This window comes from Bacillus sp. RZ2MS9 (assembly GCF_001816185.2).
Classification (GTDB): domain Bacteria; phylum Bacillota; class Bacilli; order Bacillales; family Bacillaceae_G; genus Bacillus_A; species Bacillus_A cereus.
The window spans coordinates 3,638,662-3,661,654 of record NZ_CP049978.1; the positions used below are offsets into that span (position 1 = coordinate 3,638,662).

Genomic DNA, 22,993 nt, shown 5'->3' on the forward strand with positions numbered 1-22,993 from the left:
GACTGGTTTTAAATCAACGTTGATATCATAATAGATTAATTAAATATTATAATATGAATTTCATTTTATAACTAAATGTAATTTTCGAATATATGTTAATGGTGTTTTCTTCTGTTTTTTACTTATATGATTCAGAAGTTAGTTATGAGAAAATGAAACAAACATTTGTTTAAAATATTTTAGTTATGAAACAATGTTTGAGATATGTGAAGAATGGATTTACGGGTTCAATGGTCCGCTTTGTTAAATTATGCTTTTACTATATAAATTTTATATAACAAAGAAAAAGAACATATTTTCATAGTTGCTTAGGTAACCAGATAAACTAAGGCCCTCTTGTCCACTATAAAAAAATTTTGATTATTAATTCGCTAATTAGGAGGCATCATACATATCTATCAACTTAAGAATTTTATAACGTCCCAAAACAAAAGATTGTACATTTTTACCTGACATGTCAATTCTTTTATTTTGGGGTATTTGCGTTTCTTAAGCTAATGGACATGAAAGGACTAGTAAAAACTAAGTATACAATAGTTCATCCGGAATTTTAAAGAAAGGGAATGCGAATGATAAATTACTTGTCCTTGGCAGAAGCGATCTTACCCTATTATCGTAGTCAATTATTTATGCTCCCATTACGATACCCTTTTTCTGATAAAACAAAAAACGGATACTTCCATCATAGGAGCGTCCGCTATAAATATACTTCTATATGGTTAGTATTTTTCCACCCTAAAAATTCCTAAAAAGAATCTACTATTAAATCCTCGATACCTCTTACCTTACTCTGAAAACCCCTAAAAGGGAGTTTTGTTATTGATATTATTTTAAATAAAATACGTCTGTGTTAAACGTTCCTAAATATACAGAACCTGAAGATGTTGTTTTGTACGTATCAACTTTCAAATGATATTTTCCCTTTTCATAAATGCCTACGCCATCATAATTGACTTTACCAATATCAATGTTCATTCCTACATATTCTCCAGGTACAAACCAAGAAATTAAAGGTTTGTTCACATTTTCCCACTTGCCATTTGCACGCTGAATTTGTGGTTGCATACGAAGCTCAACTTCATAAGCCTTGTTGTTATTTTTAATTTTAATATTCATATATGCATCTGTACCAACATAATAATTTGCCTTTGTTGTATTTACGCTAGCTCCGTAACCTGAAGCCGCAGCTGCTTTTGATACGGGGTTAACTAATTCTAGAGTAGCTACACCTCCTAATGCGATTGCTGAAGCCAACATTGTCATACCCATTTTCTTTTTCCATGGTTTCATGTGAAATCCCTCCCAATTTTCAATGATTTTATCGTGTTAATTTTACTGACTCTGTTTACATTGTATCAATTGAACCAGCAGCATTTTCAACTTTCACACGGAAAGTACCTATTTCAGCGATTGATTAGCCATTGCCTGTTGAAACAATAATTTCTTTATTTGTACAAGCTGGTAACATAGCCCCCCCTTCCAGATTCATTCCATTACGTCGAAATTAAGGGTATTATTTCTATTAATATGCTATAAATCTCATTTTAAAATCCCATTATAATAATATTAATTTTCTCTCTTCTTTGCATATTTACAACATGGAGAATACAGAGACAACTCTTTCAAAACTTTATTAGGGGAAAGTTTTAAAAAAATCATTATAATAATATTTACATAAATGTAATATGTAGTAAATTGATACAATAAATACTAACTATTCTTAATATTTAATAATCTTATTCTTTGCACTACAAAGAGCAACATTAACATTTCAAAAAACAAGCAAAGTACGTTCAGGTAAGGACATCTAGATTTTTCCTTATTAAAAATAAGTCAGCTCTTTTATATAAAAAGGATGTAAGGTTTGTAAATTAGTCAAATGTAACTCCTCAATATTCTATGCACCAAAGAAATTGACATATTCCCAATGTATAGATCCTCCCCCTATCAGAAAAGAAGAGTTCCATACAACAATGATGAAAGTGAACTAAAGTTTATAAAGGTATACCTTTAAGAACAAAATTTTAATCCATATAAAATCAAGGTTTGTCATGTTTATAAACATGTCGCAAAATATTAATAAACATTTATTAATCCCTATTAACCTTTATAAACTTCTTAACGTACCATTTTCTTAAAATGATATGGTGACCCTTATAAGCCGAAAATTATGTTCTTCACATAAAGAAAAGACACCCAAAGGCGTCTTTTCCGACAGTTTTTTAGCAGAAGCAGCTGCACCCGATAATGATTAATAAGATAAAGAGTACAACAAGTAAAGCAAACCCTCCAGCGAAACCACAGCCACCGCAACTACCACCATATCCCATAACAATAGTTCCTCCTTTAAGTAAGAGGGAAAACAAGGGTGTACGCATATAATTTGACGGATTCAATTTACTTTATGTTTTTGCGAAGAAATTGAGCAGGTTCTTTTTAATAAAAAAAGACGCCATAAAGCGCCTCCCATTTGGGTAAATAAGAAGTAAGATTTCAAAGATAACTGAAAAAAATAGAACAGTTGCTTAGATTTTATCACTATTTTTTTCTGAATGAACATGCATTATTACATATCATTGTAAATCCCTCTATTTTTCATTTGATAAAATACATTACAAATATTGACAAAGTTCAAATAAATATTTCTACAAATTCAAAATATTTACAATAATTTTGAAGGTGGTACATTTAAGGGGCAAGTTATAAAAAATATTTAAGGGGGATTTATTATGTTCAAGAAATTAGTAGTTGGAGCATTAGCAACTGGTATTGCATTGACAGGGGGGATTGGGGCAGCTTCAGCAAGTACAGAAAGTACAGAAAGTTCCGTAAACGAAATGGCACCAATATGTGAATCTTATTACTATATTGGTAATGGTAAGTATGAAAGATACATTTATTATTCTGATGAAATCTATCCTGATTCTTTTCAAGAGTACACTTGTCATGGGTTAATGCAGTGGCATTTAAAAAATATTGATGGATCTGGAGTAGCTCGTTATGAAGGAAGGGTACAATAGAGAATAGATATCTGTATGAAAAGCCTCAATATCTGAGGCTTTTTTCTTTGTGTAGGTTTTTTTTATGTATAAAGAAAAGACACCCTAAGGTGCCTTCCTCCGACTTGAACCACATTCATTTTGTATAAATTTATCCGTATTATCCCTTTGTTTATACGTGTAAACACATCCTATAAAACAGAATCGTCTATATACACTAGATTGTTAGTTTACAAAGCATAAGAGATTTGAGATCAGTAATAGAGTGAAGGCATATCTTTTATAATGGTCAATATGTTACGTCTTTTAAAAGAATCTGCTTTATAGAACATGTCCACAATTTATATTTTACTACATGTAATATTTATTTAGTGTAAACTTTATATATATGTATAATTACATAAGATTTATGAGAAATAGAAAGTATAAATTGATATTGTGTAATAAAGATAAGGCCCACCTACGGAAATAGGTGGGCTTTTTTATTGGGTACTACTATCTCATTGCACAAAAGGGACTTTGCATTAAAATAATATCATATTCTTAAAGTTGTTATATTGAGAAATAAAGAGAAGACACCCTAAGGTACCTTCCGACTTGAACCACTTTATTTTTAATAATATAGTGCTAAGTTTAAAAACTATAGGGATTTGTAGGTAGTTTTTACGAAATTATGAGTGTTTTTCATTCTGTATTTCAATAAGTTTTTCTTTAATCATTTGTATATAATGTTATTTTTCTGTTAATTCAAATATAAATAATGCTTTTTTCATGTTATTAATAACAGCTTCTTCATTAGGTTGTTTAAGTTTTAATAAATTCGAAGCTTTAAAATAGTATAATTCACCTAATAGATAGAGGGTATTTAGATTAATAGCTATTTTCATGCCCTTATCACTGTATTTTATTGATTCTTCATATTGATCCATTAGATTTAAACATTTTGTTAAATTAAAAACAACTTTTAATTTAATTTCTTTATCTCTAGGGAAATCCAAATTATCGAAATTTTTTAAACATTTTTTAATATATTAATAGATTTTTCATATTCTTTAATTTCCGCATATAATATAGCAATTGATTGCATAATATCTATTTCTCTTTCTGATAAACAATCAACATTCGTTACAGTTATTTTTAATGCATTATTTAAAAGAGTTAATGCCAATCTTGTTTCGTTATTTACACGATATATAGCAATTGCTTCATACCATAGTAGAAATTGTTTATCTTCTCTTGATTGGAAATTATTTTCGTTTTTCTCTTTTTTGACTATTTCATAAAGTTCTTTATATTGTTTTTGCTTTGTACAATCAATCATTACATATTTTATATTTTGTACGTATTTTAATTTTTTGTTTTGAGTTAGTGCAAATATATTATTTTGATCAACACCAAGTCTTTCTGATAATTGATATAACATTTATAGCAATCGCTTTTCCGGCACTAGAAATACAATCCCAACTAACATCACGAAGTGATTCATTAGGGTTATCCGCTACAGCTGTTAAATTATCACCATCTGCTATAAAAGTATATCCAGCAAACTCAGATCCTTTATTTTCGTTTAACCATTCAACCCCAGAATCAATTCCTGAATTCGCTACAGCATCTGGCATTTTTTCTACTAACTCTAAAAGTGGAGATAAAGCTTCATAGTCTTCAATTTCTGATTCTATTTGTTTAGTTTCATTCTTCGTTGTTTTAACTTCTGTATTTGCTACCGGAAAACTAAACATAGTAGAAAACATTAAAAACGAACAAAAAAGAATACCTAACCTTAAAAAAACTTTTGACATACAAAAACATATACCTTATTTTAATTTTAGGATTCTGGGGTTTTGCACGTATAAGCAAAGAACAGAAAAAAACAAATAATATTTTAAATAGATATAAAACAGCGGATTCTTCTTTCTTTGATTATAAAACGCATATTGCGATGAATGAAAAACGCATCATTACAGCTGCGGTAATTACAGCGGATGAAACGAGCGATGGAAATAGATACAGTTATTGGAGATACTGCTTATTTGGAGGAAAATAATATTCAATATGCCAAAATCAATTACAATTAGTATCGAAATTAAATCCCATTGTGACACAAGAAATCCGTAAAAAAGAAGATGAATTTAAGTTTAATAAAGATGCAGGTTTATTTGTATGTCCAGCGGAGCATTTAGCAAAAAGAAAAAGTAAAAAATCAGATTTACATCCAAGAGCAAGTGCAAGAATGTTTATTATTTGATGTTGAAAAATGTAAGGTCTGTCCACTCCAAGAGTTTTTTTAAGAAGGGGCAAAAAGTAAAACCTATTCAGTTGCCATTAAATCAGAGGAACATTTAGACCAACAAGCTTTTCAAGAAACGGAAGAATTTAAACGCTTAACTCGAGAACGCTATAAAATCGAAGAAAAAAATAGTGAGTGAAAGCATAAACACGGGTACGATCAAGCATCGACTGTGGGTTTATTTGGCATGCAAATTCAGGAAGCAACGCCGATATTCCTTATCAATCTAAAAAAATCTTAAAGCTTCTAAATGAAGAAGAGTAATAAATAGGCAAAAAAATAGGGCGTTTCCTGTTCAAAATTGAACAAGAAGCGCCCTATTTTTCTCTAAAATGAATTTTTTTATAAAAAATGCAAGTTTTTCAGTGCTCTCATTCAATACCGGACTCATGCCCAGAAAGTTACCTAGCATTCGTGTCTAACTTTTAGAGTTCACTTCAACAGTCTAAGGATCAGGGGTACAGTTTTTTATGCCTAAATTTTCTTTAAAAGAAAAAATATAAGCAGTAAGACAATATTTATATAGTAATTGGTATTGAGAATCTACAAGTAAGCAATATGCTGAAAAACAGGAAACTTGCAAAAGCTATTATTTGCTTATAACTAAATGATACTCTCTTACTCCAATTCCTGTATTTTTTTCAGCTGCTCCATGTCTTCTTTAGAAGCATCTCCTAATTTATTTTTCACATAATCCCCCTTCTTCTCATCTATTACTACGTATTCTATATCATTTTTAATATAACTTTTAACTTTCCCCGTTTTATACCCTATAACATTATCTAATATAGTTTCTCCGCTATTTTTTTCATAGAGATTATAACTTACTGGTGGGCGGCCAATAACATATTTATTATTAGAAAATCCAACTACATCATCTCTTCCTAATCCTGTAGCAACACCCCAAATGAAAATAATTTGAACGATAGAAAAAGCAACTACGAAACACAATATAACTATTATCATTGATTTACCAATTAATTTTAACAAATTATTTTTCACAATTTTCTATCCTCCTTTTATTATTTATCCTCTCTACTATTTTCAAGAACTGTATTAAGATTATCATATTTCAGAAAACATTTGCAAATTAACATCTGGATATGTTAATATAAAGGAGTTGATATTTCCTATAAATGTCTTATTAGTATATTTATAGTATATATTAAACATAAAAAAGGGGTGTATAATAATTGAAAAAAATTTTAAGAACAACTTCAATTGCTGCTTTACTTATGTCGGTATCACTCAGTCCTATCACTTCATTTGCCGCCGAACCTAATGATACAAACCATGTAATATCAGAAGGATCAACTATTAAGAGTCCTTGGGATGGCAAATCTCAGACTTTTAAAGTTACTGAGCCTGTAGAAACAGGTTCTAGTAAAGTCGTATATGGTGATGAAGCTAAAGCAATAGGTGATAAACTAAAAAAATCTCAAGCTAGCGCTGCTGAAAACTATGATATTATGAACCAAGAATCATCTTTAAATTCTGTAAATAACACACAGTCTAATATGGCACCTATACAACGAGCTGCCTTAAACTCCAAATCATGGTATCGTTCTGAATTCAATGCATTAGCAATTGCTATGGGAACATTAGATTGTCCAACCGCTGGTAACTTTTTAAAGCATTCTTTACAAGATAACCCTAGTGATAGAGAGTACCCTGTAGGTAGTTCTTTATCTAATGCGTTCTCCTTAACAAAAATCTATACACAGATATCAGTAGAAATGGCTCAACAAATTAAAAAGACAAATAGTCAGGGTGGAAATGTAATTGGCGGTATGGGTAAAAGTGCTGCAACTAGTATTGGAAATTCAGGATTAGATTTTTATTTAACAGTCGGTAAATTTTCATATGATTGGATGGCAGAAAAACAACCTGGAAAAAGTTCTTGGAAAGTATATATTGGAATTCATGATACATATGACTATGATAAAGTAGATCCTCTACCTTCAGCTTTTCCTACTAAATATATTACTCTAGTAGCAAACCATGCAGCAGATGCTCAACAAGCAGGAGCTATTGTACCATATTACGTGAACATGTTTATGGAACAAACTTTTACTCCTTAAACAATACAATTAAAATTCTTAAGATTTTTTAAAGCTAATAGACCTAGTAGGGATCACCATATCATTTTAAGAAAACTGTACGTTTGAACACAATTTGGACACATTTCAGCTGGTTCCCTGTACTTTACGGAACCGGCTACTTACTTTACTACCTTTTTATGATTATGAAATTAAAAAAGATAGAGTAGAAATCATGTATGAAATACATGTAAGTAACACAAAGAAGAATATAAGCATGATATTGAATACACATCGTTCTATTCTTTTTTTCATTTAAACTTACTTTATTTTTTTAATTTGGTAGGGTCAATTTGAAGTTGTGCTTTCCAAGAACCAGATACTTTTCCAATTCTTTTTATATTTACATCTAACGTGAGCGGTTGTTTGAAAGGGTTCTGGTGCAAAAACAATTCACTACAACCATAGAAAGGCAATATCCTGTTAACAGAGAGATTAAACAGCTAATTCAAACAATCTATGAATGAACTCAGCTTCATTTCGGGCAGATTTCACCCTTTGGTGAAGTTGCCCATTTTTCATGTGATCTTCTTTTATCCGCATAAACGTCGCATATGTATCTGTTTTCGAAAAGCTACTTCTTTCTTGAAATATTTTTTTGTGAGCTTCGTATTTTACTTTGCGTGGAAGAAGATTCTTTTCTCACTGGTGTTTTGCTTTTTTCATCGTTTTATTTTTCGGTTCATCTTGCAGGCGCTTTTCTAAGTTCTGAATGGTTTGTGTAATTTTTTCAGAAGTGACTGGATGGACATCTTTCGTTTGCATTTCTTCTAATTCAGCCTTCGGATCTTCCTTACTTGCTTGTTCAATTGTAGCGACAATCTTTTGGTACTTCTCATCTAGTTTTTGATCATATTTTTCTGTTGATTTTTTTCACACAAACGTATATCGATTGGCATTTGCCTCGATTTTTGTGCCATCTAGAAAACAATCTTCGGTTTTGACAAGTCCTTTTTGTTTCAACAGGTCGATAAGAGAGAAGAACGTTTCATAAATCACGTCTTTCATGCGCTCTGATCGAAAACGATTGATTGTACGAAAAACTGGTGTTTTTTCATCAGAAAGCCACATGAAATGGATATTTTCATGGAGTTGTTCCTTGATTTTTAGAGAAGAATAGATTCCTTTTGTGTAGGCATATAAATAAGACTTTCAACATCATTTTTGAGTGATAAGAGAATAAAGAAATCCATAGCTTCTACAGCTGTATGAACCACGCGTGAAGGATGATGTTCAGGAATATGAACCTCAACATCTAATGGAAAAGTAAGTTGTTTTTTGTTATAGTCTATAAACATAAGAGAATCGTTCTTTTTTTGATGATTTGGTTGTGGTGACTTAATTATAGTAAAATTGGACGATTCTTTTTTTATGTAAAGAAAGAGGTTGTCCCAAAAGTAGCTATTTAGCTACTTTTGGGACAACCTCTTTTCTAATACAAACGACATACATAGGATGAATATACACAATATTATCAGGATGGTGCGCTTTGTTTCTCCTTTAGAATAACACAAAATACCTCATTTTTGATTAATAACCCCAAATTATAAAACTTTATCAACATTAAAATATTTCATTTAAAGTAAACGAACAAAAATAAACTCAACGAAATATTCACTTATAGGATTAGCATGGATAATTCATGTTTTTACATTAAAAAATAACCTATTGATTTAATATATTTATTAGATCAATAGATTATTTTTTTAATAGTTTATTTTTCAATAACCTGTATCTTTATTTTTCCCACCTATTATTAAAATATCACTACCCTCTAGCATTTCTTCTGGTGGAATATTATTTAGAATCATCTTTCATCTCTCCCTAATATTAATATTTAATACATACAAAAAACTAATTATTTAAAAGTTTATTAATATTAAATTTACTGTATACTTTTAATTAATCCTTCAATTTTTAGTTTTATAAGGATACATTTTTACTAAAAAGACTAATGTGACTATAAACTTTATTTCTTAGATTTTTTTGCTATATAAGCATAATGGTGTGTATTAGACCAATGATTCATATTAGAAGGGTAAATGTTAATTATTTCTACGTCAAAACCTTGGTTTCTTAATAATGCCTCGTCTTTATTTTTATGTCGGTATAAAGAGTAATATTTTACTTTTAAGTGCTCTGAATATTGATTCACCTCGACATCTTCTTCTACCCCTGATTGTTGTTTAACAATTAAATAGCCATTGTCAGCTAGCATATGTTTACAATTATTATAAATATTCTCTATTATCTTATCACTCTTAATATACTGAAGCACACCTATTATAAGAATTACATCATATTTTTTATCATCACGATATTCTGAAATATCTCCTACTATAGTTTCAAAGTTTTTCCCACCTTTTGAGAATTTCAATAAACCAGGCTGCTTATCAACTCCACGTATATAAGACGCATAAGGTATTAATTCATTTGTTAAAGTACATGTACCACATCCAAGATCTAATATTCTTGCATTATTAGGAAGATATTGTTTTACCAACGCTACATCATAAGATAAGCTATCATCTTCTCTAAATTGTGTTGCAAGGCGTGCATCTTCAATCTTAGCTCTCCCTTCCCAAAACTCGTCAACAATTTTATTTTCTTCCATAAAAAACACTCCTCTTATTTTTTATATATAAATACCTTTATTTTGAAATAAAAGTTTATACTTCATATTTTCCTAAAACTATACATCAGTAATTTCTATACATATCAAAACTTATTAGAAGTCATCTTTAGTAAATTAAAATCCATGTTTTTATTTAATCTAAATTATCTAAGATAATCTTTTTAACAAAGAATCATGACACTGTGTAATCATCCTTAAGCAATATATCTTCAAAAAATTCATATATTCTTCTTTTGTAAAGAATATAAACCAAAGAAGACATCCCTTAGGTACTGCTTATAAATGGAATATCAATTCGGATATCACGTTGATCATTGGGTGGTTTCAGGAACCTTTGTGTTTTTCTCTTGGATTGTAAGTGCTTAATCCAAGCATCAAGCATCAGTTCTCCATCTTTCCATTGAGTAACTTCGGAAAAGACAGTATAACCGTCTCCTTCACCACTAGCCATAAAATCAGTAGTTGTGATAGTAAAAATGTCCTTTGAAAATTCTCCATCAACATAAATAGGTGTGCTATCCCAAAGTTTTATTTTAATAAATCGGTCACCTATTGCCCTACTTCCATCCCATTCTACTTTTAAACCAGAAAACTGCATTGCTGGTAGTCCAGTGTACTTGTCCGGTACTTCCAATACCTTTTTTAATTGCATCGCATTCATTTTCCCTATTCGATTATAATTACCTAAGGGGAGGATTGAATATAAATCCTTATATGTAACCGGACCCGCTTTTTCAATTTCCGCTCGTATCGTTCCAACATTTACAAATGCTATATCCGTCTTTTCATGCTCACGCATTGCGTCTGCAATAAGATCACCCAATGGGTTTACACCATCACGCGGAATATTTCCATTTATTTCATAACGATAGGAATGACCCCATATAGGTTCTATCGTTTCCGTAATTACATTGTTCATTTTAGCTTCTAGTCTTTTTTTGTGCTTCTTTACAATTGAACAAACAACTGAGTCCCCATCCGTTAATTTGGTATGAGTCTCAACTAAATTCATTTTTGAAAAAACCACAGATTGCTTATTAGAATCAAAGAACAATTGTATATGTCCAAGAGCTTGCGTCATAGATTCTGCTATAATCACAGGAATATCATTTATTTTCTTTGTAAATCTTTGGTGAACATGACCCCCAATAATTGCATCTACACTTCCACGCTGCAAACTACCTGCTAAATCCACTAGTTCTCCTTGATCTGCTTCAGTCACATCCATTTTTAGTTTAATTCCCTGATGTGACAGAATTATTATTATTTGACAACCCTGTTCGCGTAATTGGCCGACGATCTCTTGTGCAATAATTGCAGGCTCTATAAATTTTAGTCCTTCAATGTATTTACTTTTTGTTGTCGTTACAGTTTCTGTCGTTACTAAGCCCATAATTCCTACCTTTAGTTCATCACGCTCTAATATGATATACGGTTTAGACCAAGGTACTTTCTGTCCAGTTATAGAATCTACTATATTTGCTGCTAAAATAGGCACCTTTGATTGTTTGATATTGTTTATTAACGTCTCAATTCCAAAATCAAAATCATGGTTGCCAAGAACAGAGGCATCATATTGTAAACTCTCCATAATTTGAAGAATCAGCTCGCCATTTGAAGAATTTGACAACAACGTCCCTTGCCAAGCATCTCCTCCATCTAAGACAAACGTAGCATTAGGGTTGAGTTTACGTCGTTCATTAATGAGTCCTCCAATAGTCTCCATGCCACCTAACTGAATTTGGTTTTGATTATCAAACATAACCTCAGTTTTACCATGAATATCATTTGTAGTGAACAAGTCGATAACCTTAAATGTGAAATATTTCAATATTTCTACTGCCTCACTCATTGCTATTTTAATATGAGGATTATAAATCTTGTCAGGGCTGAGAGGATATATCCCTCTTAATAAAACATATCCTACATACGGACGTGCAAATTCTGATATACGATTTGAATCAATAAAATAATTTAAAATCTTACTACTAACATCAGGCTTTTGTCCTTTATGAAGAGTACTAGCTACCAGTACCGCCATTCCTTCTCTTGTAACCCAATCATTTGTTTTAACACCAATTTTTACACATTCTTCTTTAAGCCAAGCTTCCTCACAAAATTTACTTTTTTCAATCATACTTATTACATCTTTGTACTTTAAAGTCTGTTTCAAAAGCTCACTATCCAACTTCGTGCCCTGGGGTAAAAAACCATTTTGCACAGCAAGTAGGAGATCAAAATTCTCCATCTCAATCATTCCTTATCTACAAAAATTCAACTTCCTTCTCCTAATCATTTTCTATCTCCCAAACTGTTCATACGAATATTGAGGAAACATAATTAGGGGGGGTAAACATTGAGATAACGAGTACCCTCTTAAAAATTTTCTTAAAAATGACAATGGTGTATTCTCTTTTTTATCTATTAAGCTATCAAATACCATTTTCTTGCTTATTAGTCTTAAAGATTTATTTTATTTCGTTTTTTAAACGCTACTTTGCGTTACAACATCTACAGGCTTTTGTGCATGATATCGTCTTAATACATTGTGATAAAGAAGGATAGATATAACTCCTAATAAAATGAAGAAAACACTCATGCCCCAATATGGCATAATAGCCCCAATACTTACTGATAATGGAGCTATTAATGAAGCTCCCCGATACGACAAGTTATTTACAGCCATATATGAACTTCGATTTTCCGACGGTGTGATATCCGCTAATACTGATTGTTTTATTGTTACATAAGTCAATTCACCTAATGTAACAAACACCATAACAAACAGTAGTGCCCACGGGCTGTTACTATAAGCTAAGAAACCATATCCAAATGTATAGACTAGTAAACCCGTAAATAATACAAATCGGTCACTTAACCGTTTAATTGCCCAACTAACAAAAACTCCAAAAATTAAAACAGTTAAAGTGTTTACGATATAAATTAATGAATATACCTGATATCCATCAACCGAAAAGGAATAATCTCCAAATCTAAATAAAGATTGGGTATCAATCTTTTCAACCAAACGAACAGAAAGATAATTACTAGCTTGAATTTCAATAGACATTTCAAGGAAAGAAGCTAGCATAAACAAAGCAAATGTAGTATCTCTAATAACAGTTTTGTAGTTATACCATAATTCTTTGAAAACATTAGCTTTTGGTTTTTCATCCGTATCCCTTTTATCCAATGTTTCACTAATGAAAAATTGAAGGAAAATTAATGATAGTAATGATGCTCCCGTCAAGCCCAACATTAACTCCACTTTATGGCTTTTAAAAAGAATTCCTCCTACCATCATTCCTAATAGCAATGCAATATTGTTTGACCAATAATCAAAACTAAAAATAAATTTACGATTTTCTTTAGTACTAACATCAATTAACATGGCTTGCCCTGCCGGCTTACCAAGTCCACTACAAACTCCCACAATTATCAACATAACTAATACTATAATAGGAGATTCTATCCATGGGGATATGGCCAATGTCATAATGATATATGCCAAAAAACGTACATATTCAGCTATTAACATAATAAACCTTCGACCATAGCGATCTGCCGAATAGCCACCATAGAAATTACTCAGCACTGTCCCCATCGCTACACATGCCATAGCAATTCCTCCTAACATTGCCCCCCATTGTTGAACAAAATATATAATCATAAATGGCATAACCATATTTCCTGCAATACGTGAAATCAATTGCTCAATCAAACGAAGTTTTATATTTCTATGCAACTCACTGAATACCAATTTAATTCTCCCTTCAAATCAAAACTTTATATTTCCTAATTATGTTAATAAAAGATTATACACTTCTTCAATTTCTTCATCTGTAAGACCTTCGAAATCTAATTCTTCTACTTCAAAAGCACCCATCTCTTCTTCAAATTCATGATTTGTCATTTTTAGTTCTAAATCTTCTACTTCTTTAATTTCTATCGCTAATTTTTCTATTGTAGGCTTTTCAAAAAACACATGCATTGGGATATCTTGTAGGAACCTTTCCTTAATTCTTGAAATAATTCTAATTGCTAATAAAGAGTGCCCACCCATTTCAAAAAAGTTATCTCTTAATCCAATGTTATCCATCTTTAATACTTCAGAGAAAATTTGACGAATTTCTTCTTCTCTCTCGGTAAATGGACGAGAGAATGCCTCTTCAGATTTTTTTTCTTTCTTTGGCACTGGTAATGCCTGTTTATCCACTTTTCCACTTGGATTAAGAGGAAGAGAATCAAGTTGCATGTAGTAGTTAGGAATCATGTAAGATGGCAATATATTTCTACATAAAGAATTAAGCTCGTGTACAGTTGGAATTCTATTTGAATCAGCAACAAAATAGATAACTAAAGAATGTTCCTGGTCTACATTTTTTATTGTCGCTACAGCTTGTTTTATATCAGGATGGCCAAGTAATACATTTTCTAGTTCTCCTAGTTCAATGCGATATCCACGTAGCTTAACTTGTTGATCAATCCGGCCCAGATATTCAATTTCTCCTGTTTTTAGGCGTCTTACTAAATCTCCCGTTTTATAAAACTTTTTGCATAAAACTCCTTGAATTTCATGTAATACAAATTTTTCAGAAGTTAATTCTGGACGGTTTAAATAACCTAAAGCTAGCCCATCACCACTAATCCATAACTCTCCTGAAACCCCTATAGGAACAGGCATACCATACTTATCCATTACATGTAGTTGCATATTATCAATAGCATTACCAATCGGAACGATTTTCTGATTACTATTACGTTGACAAACCCAAAAACTTGCATCAATACATGTTTCAGTGGGTCCATAAAGATTGATTAATTCAGCTTGCATACATGAAAAAAATCGTTCTTGTAAAGCCAATGGTAAAGGTTCCCCGCCACAAAATACATACTTGAGACTAGTACATTCTCTAATTTCATCTTCCTCCATGATTAGTTGCAGCATAGTTGGAACTAATTGCAGAACTGTGATTGAATTCATACGTATGGATTTAATTAGCTCTTTGGGATTAGTATGAAGGTTTGGCAGTGCCATAACCAATTCTGCTCCATTTAACAGAGGTGCGAAGAATTCCCATATAGACGCATCGAAACTAAAAGGGGTTTTTTGTAAGATACGATCCCCCTGTTGCATAGGAAACTCATTTTGCATCCATATCATATGATTAAGAATAGCTCTGTGTGGTATTATTACACCTTTTGGTTTTCCTGTTGAACCAGATGTATAAATTACATATGCAGGATCTTCAGGCTTAATTATTCTATTTACCTTCTCTACTATACTTTCTGGTAACCTTTCATCTAATTCATCAACAACTATCGTTTCCCAATCTCCCTGACTCAAATTTGACTTCAGCTTCTTTGTAGTTAATAAAGCAGCTGACTTTGAGTCATTTAACATATAAGAAATTCGATCTTCTGGATATCCTGGATCGATTGGAACATATGCATGTCCTGCCTTGAGCACAGCTAATATTGAGACAACCATTTCTATAGAGCGTTCCATGTAAATGCCTATTAATAAGTTACTTTCTGAAACTCTACTCATTAAAACATGTGCTAACATATCTACTTGTTCATTTAGTTCCAAATAAGATAATGTTTTATTTTCAAATGAAAGAGCGGATGCATGCGGATTTTCTTGCACTTGTTTTTCGAATAATTGAAGCACATTTTGATACGGTGAACGAACTATAGCTTTCGAATTCCACAATTCCAGTTGGTATTTTTCCTCTTCTGTTAAAATAGATATTTCATTAATCTTAATTTCTGGGTTTAAGAGAAAGCCCGTTAATAACTGTTTCCAATGTTGCGCTAACCGCTCTATTGTTTCTTGCTTAAATAATTGACTATCGTACTCAAATCTTCCAGTTAATTTCCCCTCGTTCTCGTCTACCAATAATGACAAATCAAACTTAGACGTTCCATTATCTATGTTAATTACTTCAGACTTGATATTCTGTAAATCCCATTGATCCATATTATTATTTTGTAGTACAAATGCCACTTGGAATAATGGATTATAGTTTAATCTACGCTCAGGTCGTAAATGTTTAACTAACGACTCAAAACGTATATCTTGATTTGCTGCTGCTTCTATAGTAGTTTGATTAACACGTTCAAGAAGTTCAGAAAAACTATTGTTTCCCTTTAAATTTGCACGTAAAACTACAGTATTTACAAAATAACCTATTTGTGATTCCCACTCAAGAAGATTTCTCCCTGCAAAATGTGTCCCTATTAAAAAATCTTCTTGTTTTGAATAACGTGCTAATAATACTTGAAAAGCGGTAAGCAATACATTATAAACAGTTGTATTTTTACTTTTAGCAAATTCTTTTATCTTTTTACTTAATTCCCTATTTAGTGGTAAGTCGTAAGTGCCACCTTGATAAGTTTGAATCTTTGGTCTTTGGAAGTCTGTTGGTAGCTCTAATAAATAAGGTACATCTTCTAATTTTTTTTTCCAGTAAGCAAGTTGATTTTCCCACTTGTTAAGTTGATTCTTTTCATTTTGCCATACTGCAAAATCAGCATATTGATGTTTTAATGAAATAAGATTTGGTTGCTTTGATTCACATAATAAATCATAAAATTTTGAAATCTCTTCACTAATAATTCCCATTGACCATCCATCGGTAACAAAATGTGGTAGAACCAATAATAATAAACTTTCTTCTGTAGAACGGTGGAAAATGTACACTCGAAGCAAAGGACCCTGATACAAATTAAAAGGTTCTCTTGCCTTCTCTCTCATAATAGATATACTATCTTCTTCAAATGCTTGTTTGGTTTTATGCTTATCTACGAAATCAAACTCTTCCCATTCAAAATCACAATGATCTTGTACCTTTTGCCAATACTGTTCTTCTTGAACTACTATCGTACGTAATATCTGATGCCTTTGTACAAGTAAAGAAAAACTATCTTGTAAAGCTTTCAAGTTTAATGGACCGTTTAAACGAATAACGTTAAAAACGTTATATGTTCCTAGATTAGGATACATCTGGTCCATTATTAACATCTGTTCTTGTGGTAATGATAATGGAATCTTATCTTCTCCTGAAACATTTAGTATAACCAATTCTTCTTTACTAGTCTTTGAATGAATAAGTTGTTCGATTTTCTCTGCTAATCCTTGAATTGTTCCCGGTTCGAAAAAATACTGGATTGAAATTTCAATTCCAAAACACTCTTTAACACGTGAAATAATTCGTGTCGCGATTAAGGAGTGTCCACCCATTTCAAAGAAACGCTCATTGATTGGAATATCTTCAATAAAAAGAAATTCTCCCCAAATATCTGCCAGTATTTTCTCTGTTTGAGTCAATGATTCAAAAGATTTTTTATTTTTCTTTTCTCCATTAGTCAATGGAAATTTATTTCTATCTATCTTCCCGTTTTCATTTAATGGAAATTCTTCCATTTGAATAAAACGAGCGGGAATCATATATATAGGAAGTTTTTTTTCTAAGTAACTTCTTATATCATTACTATTTAATTCATGATGAGAATCATAAATTAAATAAGCAATTAACTGCTTATCAAACTCTCCAAAATCTTTAGCATCAACAACTACATTCTTAATCCCGGGATATTGCCTTAAACATGATTCAACTTCACCGAGCTCTATTCGATAACCTCGAATTTTAACTTGTGAATCGATTCTTCCTAAAAACTCTAAATTCCCATTTGGCAATTGTCTTACTAAATCTCCAGTACGATAAAGTTTACCTAACTGGGTTCCAAAAGGGTTCGAAACAAATTTTTCTGCAGTTAACTCTTTTCGATTTAAATACCCTAGGGCTACCCCATCTCCACCTGTATATAATTCACCTGCTGTTCCATTATTGACTGGTTGCATATTCTCATTCAAAATATATACTTGGGTCTTAGATATAGGCTTTCCAATAGGCACTCTCGTTCCAACTTGAGATTCTTCCTCCATTACATAACAAGTTGTAAAAGTCGTATTTTCTGTAGGACCATAACCATTAATAACTCGAATTCCTGGAAATGCATTTAATACCTTTTTTACATGTACTGCCGAAAGTACGTCTCCTCCAGCCAATAAATATCGTAGAGATTGTAAGTCTTCCATATGGTTCTCTACCATTTGATGAAATAATCCCGCAGTCAACCAAAGAGTTGTGATACTCTTTTGTTTAATAACCCGCCCAAGTTCTTCTAGTGAAGAGAGTTGTGTCGGAAAAAGCACTAAACGAGCACCATTTAATAAGCTTCCCCAAATTTCAAAAGTTGCGGCATCAAAAGAAATAGAAGAAAATTGCAAAAAGACTTCACTTTTGGAAAAATTAATGTATTTTTGATTTTTAACCAATCGAACTATACCTCTATGAGATAACATTACTCCTTTAGGTTTTCCAGTTGATCCAGAAGTATAATTGACGTATGCTAAGTCGTCAGAGTTCCCTTCTATTTGTGGGTGTTGATCACCTTCTCTTTGAAAAAAAGACTCTGTTCCATCCATATACAATAACTGGCCTCTAAAAGTATCAAGAGGAAGGTTCTGTGTTTCTAACATAGTTAGAATTATAGATAGTTTCCCATCTTCTATCATAAAATTTAAACGCTCGTTAGGATAAGAAGGATCAAGAGGAAGATAAGCAGCTCCCGCTTTTAAAATACCGATTATGCCAACAATCATTTCAAGCGAACGGTTCATACATACACCAACTAACATCCCACTTTTAACTCCCCGTTTAAGTAGTCCGTTTGCTACTTGATTAGCTTGTTGATTTAATTGACGATAAGTAAGCGATTTCCCCTGAAACTCTACAGCTATTTCATCAGCATTTCTCCTTACTTCTTTTTCAAAAATTTCATGTACTCTTTGATGGGACAATATAATCTTCCTTTCTAAATAATACTTATTTCTCATTTAACACTTCAGAAATTTTCTCCATAATTTTAGTAGCTACCATTTGAACATACGGCTCCTCGACAAGTTCATGATGTAAAGCATCCAGTGAATATATCTCCATTGGCTTTGAAACTATTTCATTCCATCCCATTGATGAATTATCTTTTTCTCTTTGTGAACGGAAGAAAAGAAATTCACCGTGATACTGATCATTTGGTTTCTGATATAGTTTCCATGCTGTTAGATGCTTAACGTATACTGAAAGTACTCGTTTCAGCTGTATAACATCCATATCCACGCGATAATAATTAGCTGTTTTTCCAATATCAAGAATAAATTTTACTTTCTCATCACCATATAACTTATTCATTTCTTGAATTTGATTTTCACTTAATTGAATACGATCCTTTACATATTCCAAAATCAACTCTGCTTCATCTATTTCATTGACTGCATCAGAAAAAGGGGTAAGGAAAGTATCTAATAATGCAATTGAACCTACTTTATCTCCTGATTTTTGTAACTGTATCGCCATCTCAAAAGCGATACTACCACCAAGGCTATGTCCAACTAAGAAATATGGACCTTTAGGCTGAATTTTCTTTATTTCATTAATATAATGTTCTGCCATCTCTTTTATAGAACTAAAGTCCCCAAATGGATTGGAAATTTGCACCCCATATACTGAGCATTCATTGCCTAAAATCCTTGTTAAGTGTCTATATCTAAAGCAGTATCCACCAACTTGATGAATAAGGTATATCGGTGTTTTACCCTTATTCTCCTTAAGTGCAATTATTGGTGGCTGATCTGTAAAATTTACTCCCTTTCGAATAAGGGCTGCCATCTCTTCAATTGTTGCGTTTTGAAGCATATCTGTTAGTGGTATCTCTTTTCCAAATTGTTTCTTTATCTTAGCTTGCAATTGAATCAGTGTAAGAGAGTGTCCACCAATTTCAAAAAAATTATGTTTCAAATTAATCGAGTATGGCTGTTGTAAAACACTTTGCCAAATACGTTGCATTTCAAACTCAAAACTATCGCGAGGTATACTTCCTTCCTCATCTGTCATGTCTATTTGTTCATGAATTTCATATTTTTCAAGAGCAGAACGATTTAATTTCCCATTTACAGTTTGCGGTAATGAATCTAACCAAACAAAAGTTGATGGAATCATATGAATAGGCAATACTTTCTTTAAGTAATTTCGAATTAACTGTGTATCTGTTCGATTTTTTTCAGCAGCTACCAGAAAAGCAACTAATTTCTTGCTACATTTCCCATCATCTTTAGCAATAACAGCTGCGTCTTCTATCAAAGGATGACTTAATAGAACAGAATTTACCTCTCCCAACTCAATGCGGAATCCACGAATTTTTACTTGGTGATCGATACGTCCCAAATATTCGAGACTTCCATCCACTAAATAACGGGCCAAGTCACCTGTTTTATACAACTTTTCATCTAATCGATTACTATATGGATGGATAATAAAACGCTCTGCTGTTAATTCTGGCCGATTTAGATATTCCCTTGCTAAGCCTGCACCACCAACATAAATCTCACCTGCTACACCAATTGGCACAGGTTCTAAACTTTCATTTAAAATATAAACCTCTAAATCTGGGATTTTTTCTCCAATATTACTTTGGAATCCTTTTTCTAAATCTTCCATCCTAATACGACGATATGTTACATGTACAGTTGTTTCTGTAATGCCATACATATTCACTAGGCTAGGAGACTCATCCCCATGCCTTTCAAACCATGGTCGTAGACTTTGAAAATCTAATGCTTCGCCTCCAAAGATAATTTGTCTTAAGGCCAATGCATTTTGTCTATCTACTTGTTTTTCATCCTCACGAATTAATTGTTGAAATGCAGATGGTGTCTGATTAAGTATAGTTACCTGTTCTTGGCATAATAATTTATAAAATGCTTCTGGAGAGCGACTAACTAAATAAGGAACAACCACTAGACGTCCTCCAAAACAGAGTGCCCCAAAAATTTCCCAAACCGAGAAATCAAATGCATAAGAATGAAATAAGGTCCATACATCATTATTATTAAATTGAAACCAGCCTTGGGTAGAATCGAACAACCGGACTACATTTTGATGTGAAATAACAACACCTTTTGGCTTTCCTGTAGAACCTGACGTATAGATGACATATGCCGCATTACCTGACAATACATTAACTTTAGGATTCTCATTAGATTCCTTTGAAATTTCGTTCCAGTCACCATCTAAATAAATAGGGTGTACTTTTGAAAGTTCCGGTTCATTATCCATATCCTTCTGTGTTAATAAAATTGATGCCTGTGCATCTTCTAATATGTAATTTATACGTTCTTTTGGATAAGCTGGATCAATTGGTACATACACTCCTCCGGCCTTCAAAATACCTAATATTCCAACAATTACGTTTGATGAACGCTCTAAGCAAATGCCTACAAATTTCTCAGGACCTATCCCTCTTTTTTGTAAATAATATGCAAGTTGATTTGCTCGCTGATTTAGTTCCCTATAAGTAATTTGAATGCCTTCGCATACAATTGCCACAGAGTCTGGTTGTTGAGCAACCTGCTCTTCAAATAATTCTTGTAATGTTGTTTGTCTTTCAATTCCTGATATCATAGATTCACATGCTGTTAACATTTTTTGACGTTCTTCTTGAGTTAAAATTTCTAATGCTGAAATTTTTTCCTCTGGATTTTTAATAATAGATTCTAATAAAACTATAAAATGATTTGTCATTCGAGAAATAGTAGACTCGTCAAATAAATTAGTATTATATTCAAAAAAGCCCTTTACTTCATCATCTTCCTGTTCTTCTAGTAACAAAGATAAATCAAATTTCGAAACTCCATTTGTAATTACCTCTGGATAAAGCGTCATTTCCGAAAAAGTAATAGGAGATAGAACTGCTTTATTTAGTGTAAACATGCTCTGAAAAAGAGGATTATAACTTGGATTCCGCTCAGGCTTTATTTCTGCTACAAGTCGTTCAAAAGGAAGTTCACTATTAGAAAAGTCATCCAATACACCTTTCCGAACATTTTGAATCAACTCTATAAAGCTTTGTTCTTTTCTACACTGCGTACGTATTACTAAAGAATTCACAAAAAATCCTATCAGAGATTCTGTTTCAAGTTTGCTTCGTCCAGAAACTGGAGTTCCTATCAAAATATCTTGCTGACCGGTATATCGGTAAAGTAGAGTATTAAATGCTGAGAGCAGTACCATATACAAGGTTGCATTTTGATTATTAGCAATTTCTTTTAATTTAATCGTTAATGATTTTGGTATTGATAGATAATGACATGAACCCTCATAGGTTTGTACTGCACCCCTTGGGCGATCCATAGGAAGGTTTAGTATCTCCGGAGCTCCCTTTAACTTTTCTTGCCAATATTTTAACTGGTTATTAAACTGAGCACCTTGACTCCAATGTTGTTGCCAATTTACATAATCTGAATACTGCCAAGTTAATTTCGGTAACTTAGCTGGAACCCCATTTAAAATTGAATCGTATACAGAATGAATTTCATTCATTAAATTTACGCCTGACCAAGCATCAGAAATTATGTGATGGAAGACCATAATGATACGATGTTCTTCTTTATTTAATTTTATGACAGTTATTCGAAATAGGGGAGCTTGACTAAAATCAAATGCAAAATTTGCTTCTCGTTCTATAATTTCATTAACTGTTTTTTCTTTCTCAGAATGAGGTAATTCTTCTAAATCTATGAACGGTATTGAAATTTTGACATCTTGAAGTATCATTTGTACTGGTTTACCATTTACATTTACAAATTTTGTTCTTAAGGATTCATGTCTAGCTACAATTTCATTGATTGATTTCTCAAATATTCTAAAATGAAATTTACCAGTAGAACGAATTGAATATGGAATGTTATACGTTTTCCCACCCAATTCCAAAGTATGTAAAAACCAAAGACGTTGTTGTGCAGATGAAAGATGTTTTACCTTTTTATTACTGCCTTTAGAAAAAAACAACTCTTTTAATTTTTCTCGTTTTTGATCCATTGTATGTTCCATCATATCTATACTCCTTGACA

11 protein-coding genes and 4 pseudogenes are annotated in these 22,993 nt (G+C 32.0%); 3 read left to right on the plus strand and 12 right to left on the minus strand.

Annotated elements, in window-relative coordinates; translation table 11 throughout:
• Positions 1 to 825 precede the first annotated feature (825 nt).
• Together BHV55_RS18490 and BHV55_RS18495 are read right to left on the minus strand one after the other, a co-directional pair.
• The gene (locus tag BHV55_RS18490) at positions 826 to 1,290 is read right to left on the minus strand and encodes a hypothetical protein (RefSeq protein ID WP_048568748.1); all 465 of its coding nucleotides are present in this window, start codon (positions 1,288 to 1,290) and stop codon (positions 826 to 828) included.
• A gap of 932 nt (positions 1,291 to 2,222) precedes the next feature.
• A complete protein-coding gene (locus BHV55_RS18495; RefSeq protein WP_080481858.1) occupies positions 2,223 to 2,330 on the minus strand; it encodes a YjcZ family sporulation protein in 108 nt (35 codons plus the stop codon).
• Positions 2,331 to 2,729: 399 nt separating this feature from the next.
• Between BHV55_RS18495 and BHV55_RS18500 the strand changes: the two genes are divergently transcribed.
• Positions 2,730 to 3,020 (plus strand): hypothetical protein, encoded by a 291-nt coding sequence (locus BHV55_RS18500; protein WP_048568747.1) that lies wholly within the window; start codon positions 2,730 to 2,732, stop codon positions 3,018 to 3,020.
• 710 nt (positions 3,021 to 3,730) lie between these two features.
• Here BHV55_RS18500 and BHV55_RS18505 read toward each other — a convergent pair.
• Positions 3,731 to 4,422, minus strand: a pseudogene (locus BHV55_RS18505) (transcriptional regulator).
• Positions 4,388 to 4,738 (minus strand): hypothetical protein, encoded by a 351-nt coding sequence (locus BHV55_RS18510; RefSeq protein WP_223277240.1) that lies wholly within the window; start codon positions 4,736 to 4,738, stop codon positions 4,388 to 4,390. Before BHV55_RS18510 ends, BHV55_RS18505 begins: the two are co-directional and overlap by 35 nt.
• Before the next feature lie 152 nt (positions 4,739 to 4,890).
• Between BHV55_RS18510 and BHV55_RS18515 the strand changes: the two are divergent.
• Positions 4,891 to 5,527 (plus strand): annotated as a pseudogene (locus BHV55_RS18515) (transposase); the annotation flags it as partial.
• Positions 5,528 to 5,904: 377 nt separating this feature from the next.
• Here the strand turns inward: BHV55_RS18515 and BHV55_RS18520 are convergent.
• Positions 5,905 to 6,252 (minus strand): hypothetical protein, encoded by a 348-nt coding sequence (locus tag BHV55_RS18520; RefSeq protein ID WP_048568752.1) that lies wholly within the window; start codon positions 6,250 to 6,252, stop codon positions 5,905 to 5,907.
• 227 nt (positions 6,253 to 6,479) lie between these two features.
• Here BHV55_RS18520 and BHV55_RS18525 point away from each other — a divergent pair, with 227 nt between their 5' ends.
• On the plus strand, positions 6,480 to 7,367 hold the full coding sequence (locus BHV55_RS18525) for a hypothetical protein (RefSeq protein WP_223277239.1): 888 nt from the start codon (positions 6,480 to 6,482) through the stop codon (positions 7,365 to 7,367).
• A 284-nt stretch (positions 7,368 to 7,651) separates the two neighbouring features.
• Here BHV55_RS18525 and BHV55_RS27935 read toward each other — a convergent pair.
• From BHV55_RS27935 to BHV55_RS18555, 7 genes and pseudogenes are all read right to left on the minus strand, one after another.
• Positions 7,652 to 7,765: pseudogene (locus tag BHV55_RS27935) on the minus strand (DUF4179 domain-containing protein); the annotation flags it as partial.
• Between the two features lie 124 nt (positions 7,766 to 7,889).
• Positions 7,890 to 8,683 (minus strand): annotated as a pseudogene (locus BHV55_RS18530) (transposase); the annotation flags it as partial.
• A 671-nt stretch (positions 8,684 to 9,354) separates the two neighbouring features.
• A complete protein-coding gene (locus BHV55_RS18535; RefSeq protein ID WP_048568745.1) occupies positions 9,355 to 9,999 on the minus strand; it encodes a class I SAM-dependent methyltransferase in 645 nt (214 codons plus the stop codon).
• A 286-nt stretch (positions 10,000 to 10,285) separates the two neighbouring features.
• Positions 10,286 to 12,268 carry a bifunctional metallophosphatase/5'-nucleotidase gene (locus BHV55_RS18540; RefSeq protein ID WP_162200569.1) on the minus strand — a complete coding sequence of 661 codons (1,983 nt, stop codon included), beginning with the start codon at positions 12,266 to 12,268 and terminating at the stop codon, positions 10,286 to 10,288.
• Positions 12,269 to 12,505: 237 nt separating this feature from the next.
• The gene (locus BHV55_RS18545) at positions 12,506 to 13,780 is read right to left on the minus strand and encodes an MDR family MFS transporter (protein WP_048568743.1); all 1,275 of its coding nucleotides are present in this window, start codon (positions 13,778 to 13,780) and stop codon (positions 12,506 to 12,508) included.
• Positions 13,781 to 13,819: 39 nt separating this feature from the next.
• Complete coding sequence (locus tag BHV55_RS18550; protein ID WP_048568742.1) at positions 13,820 to 18,889, minus strand: non-ribosomal peptide synthetase; 5,070 nt, start codon at positions 18,887 to 18,889, stop codon at positions 13,820 to 13,822.
• A 25-nt stretch (positions 18,890 to 18,914) separates the two neighbouring features.
• The gene (locus BHV55_RS18555) at positions 18,915 to 22,976 is read right to left on the minus strand and encodes a non-ribosomal peptide synthetase (protein WP_070756898.1); all 4,062 of its coding nucleotides are present in this window, start codon (positions 22,974 to 22,976) and stop codon (positions 18,915 to 18,917) included.
• Positions 22,977 to 22,993: the final 17 nt, after the last annotated feature.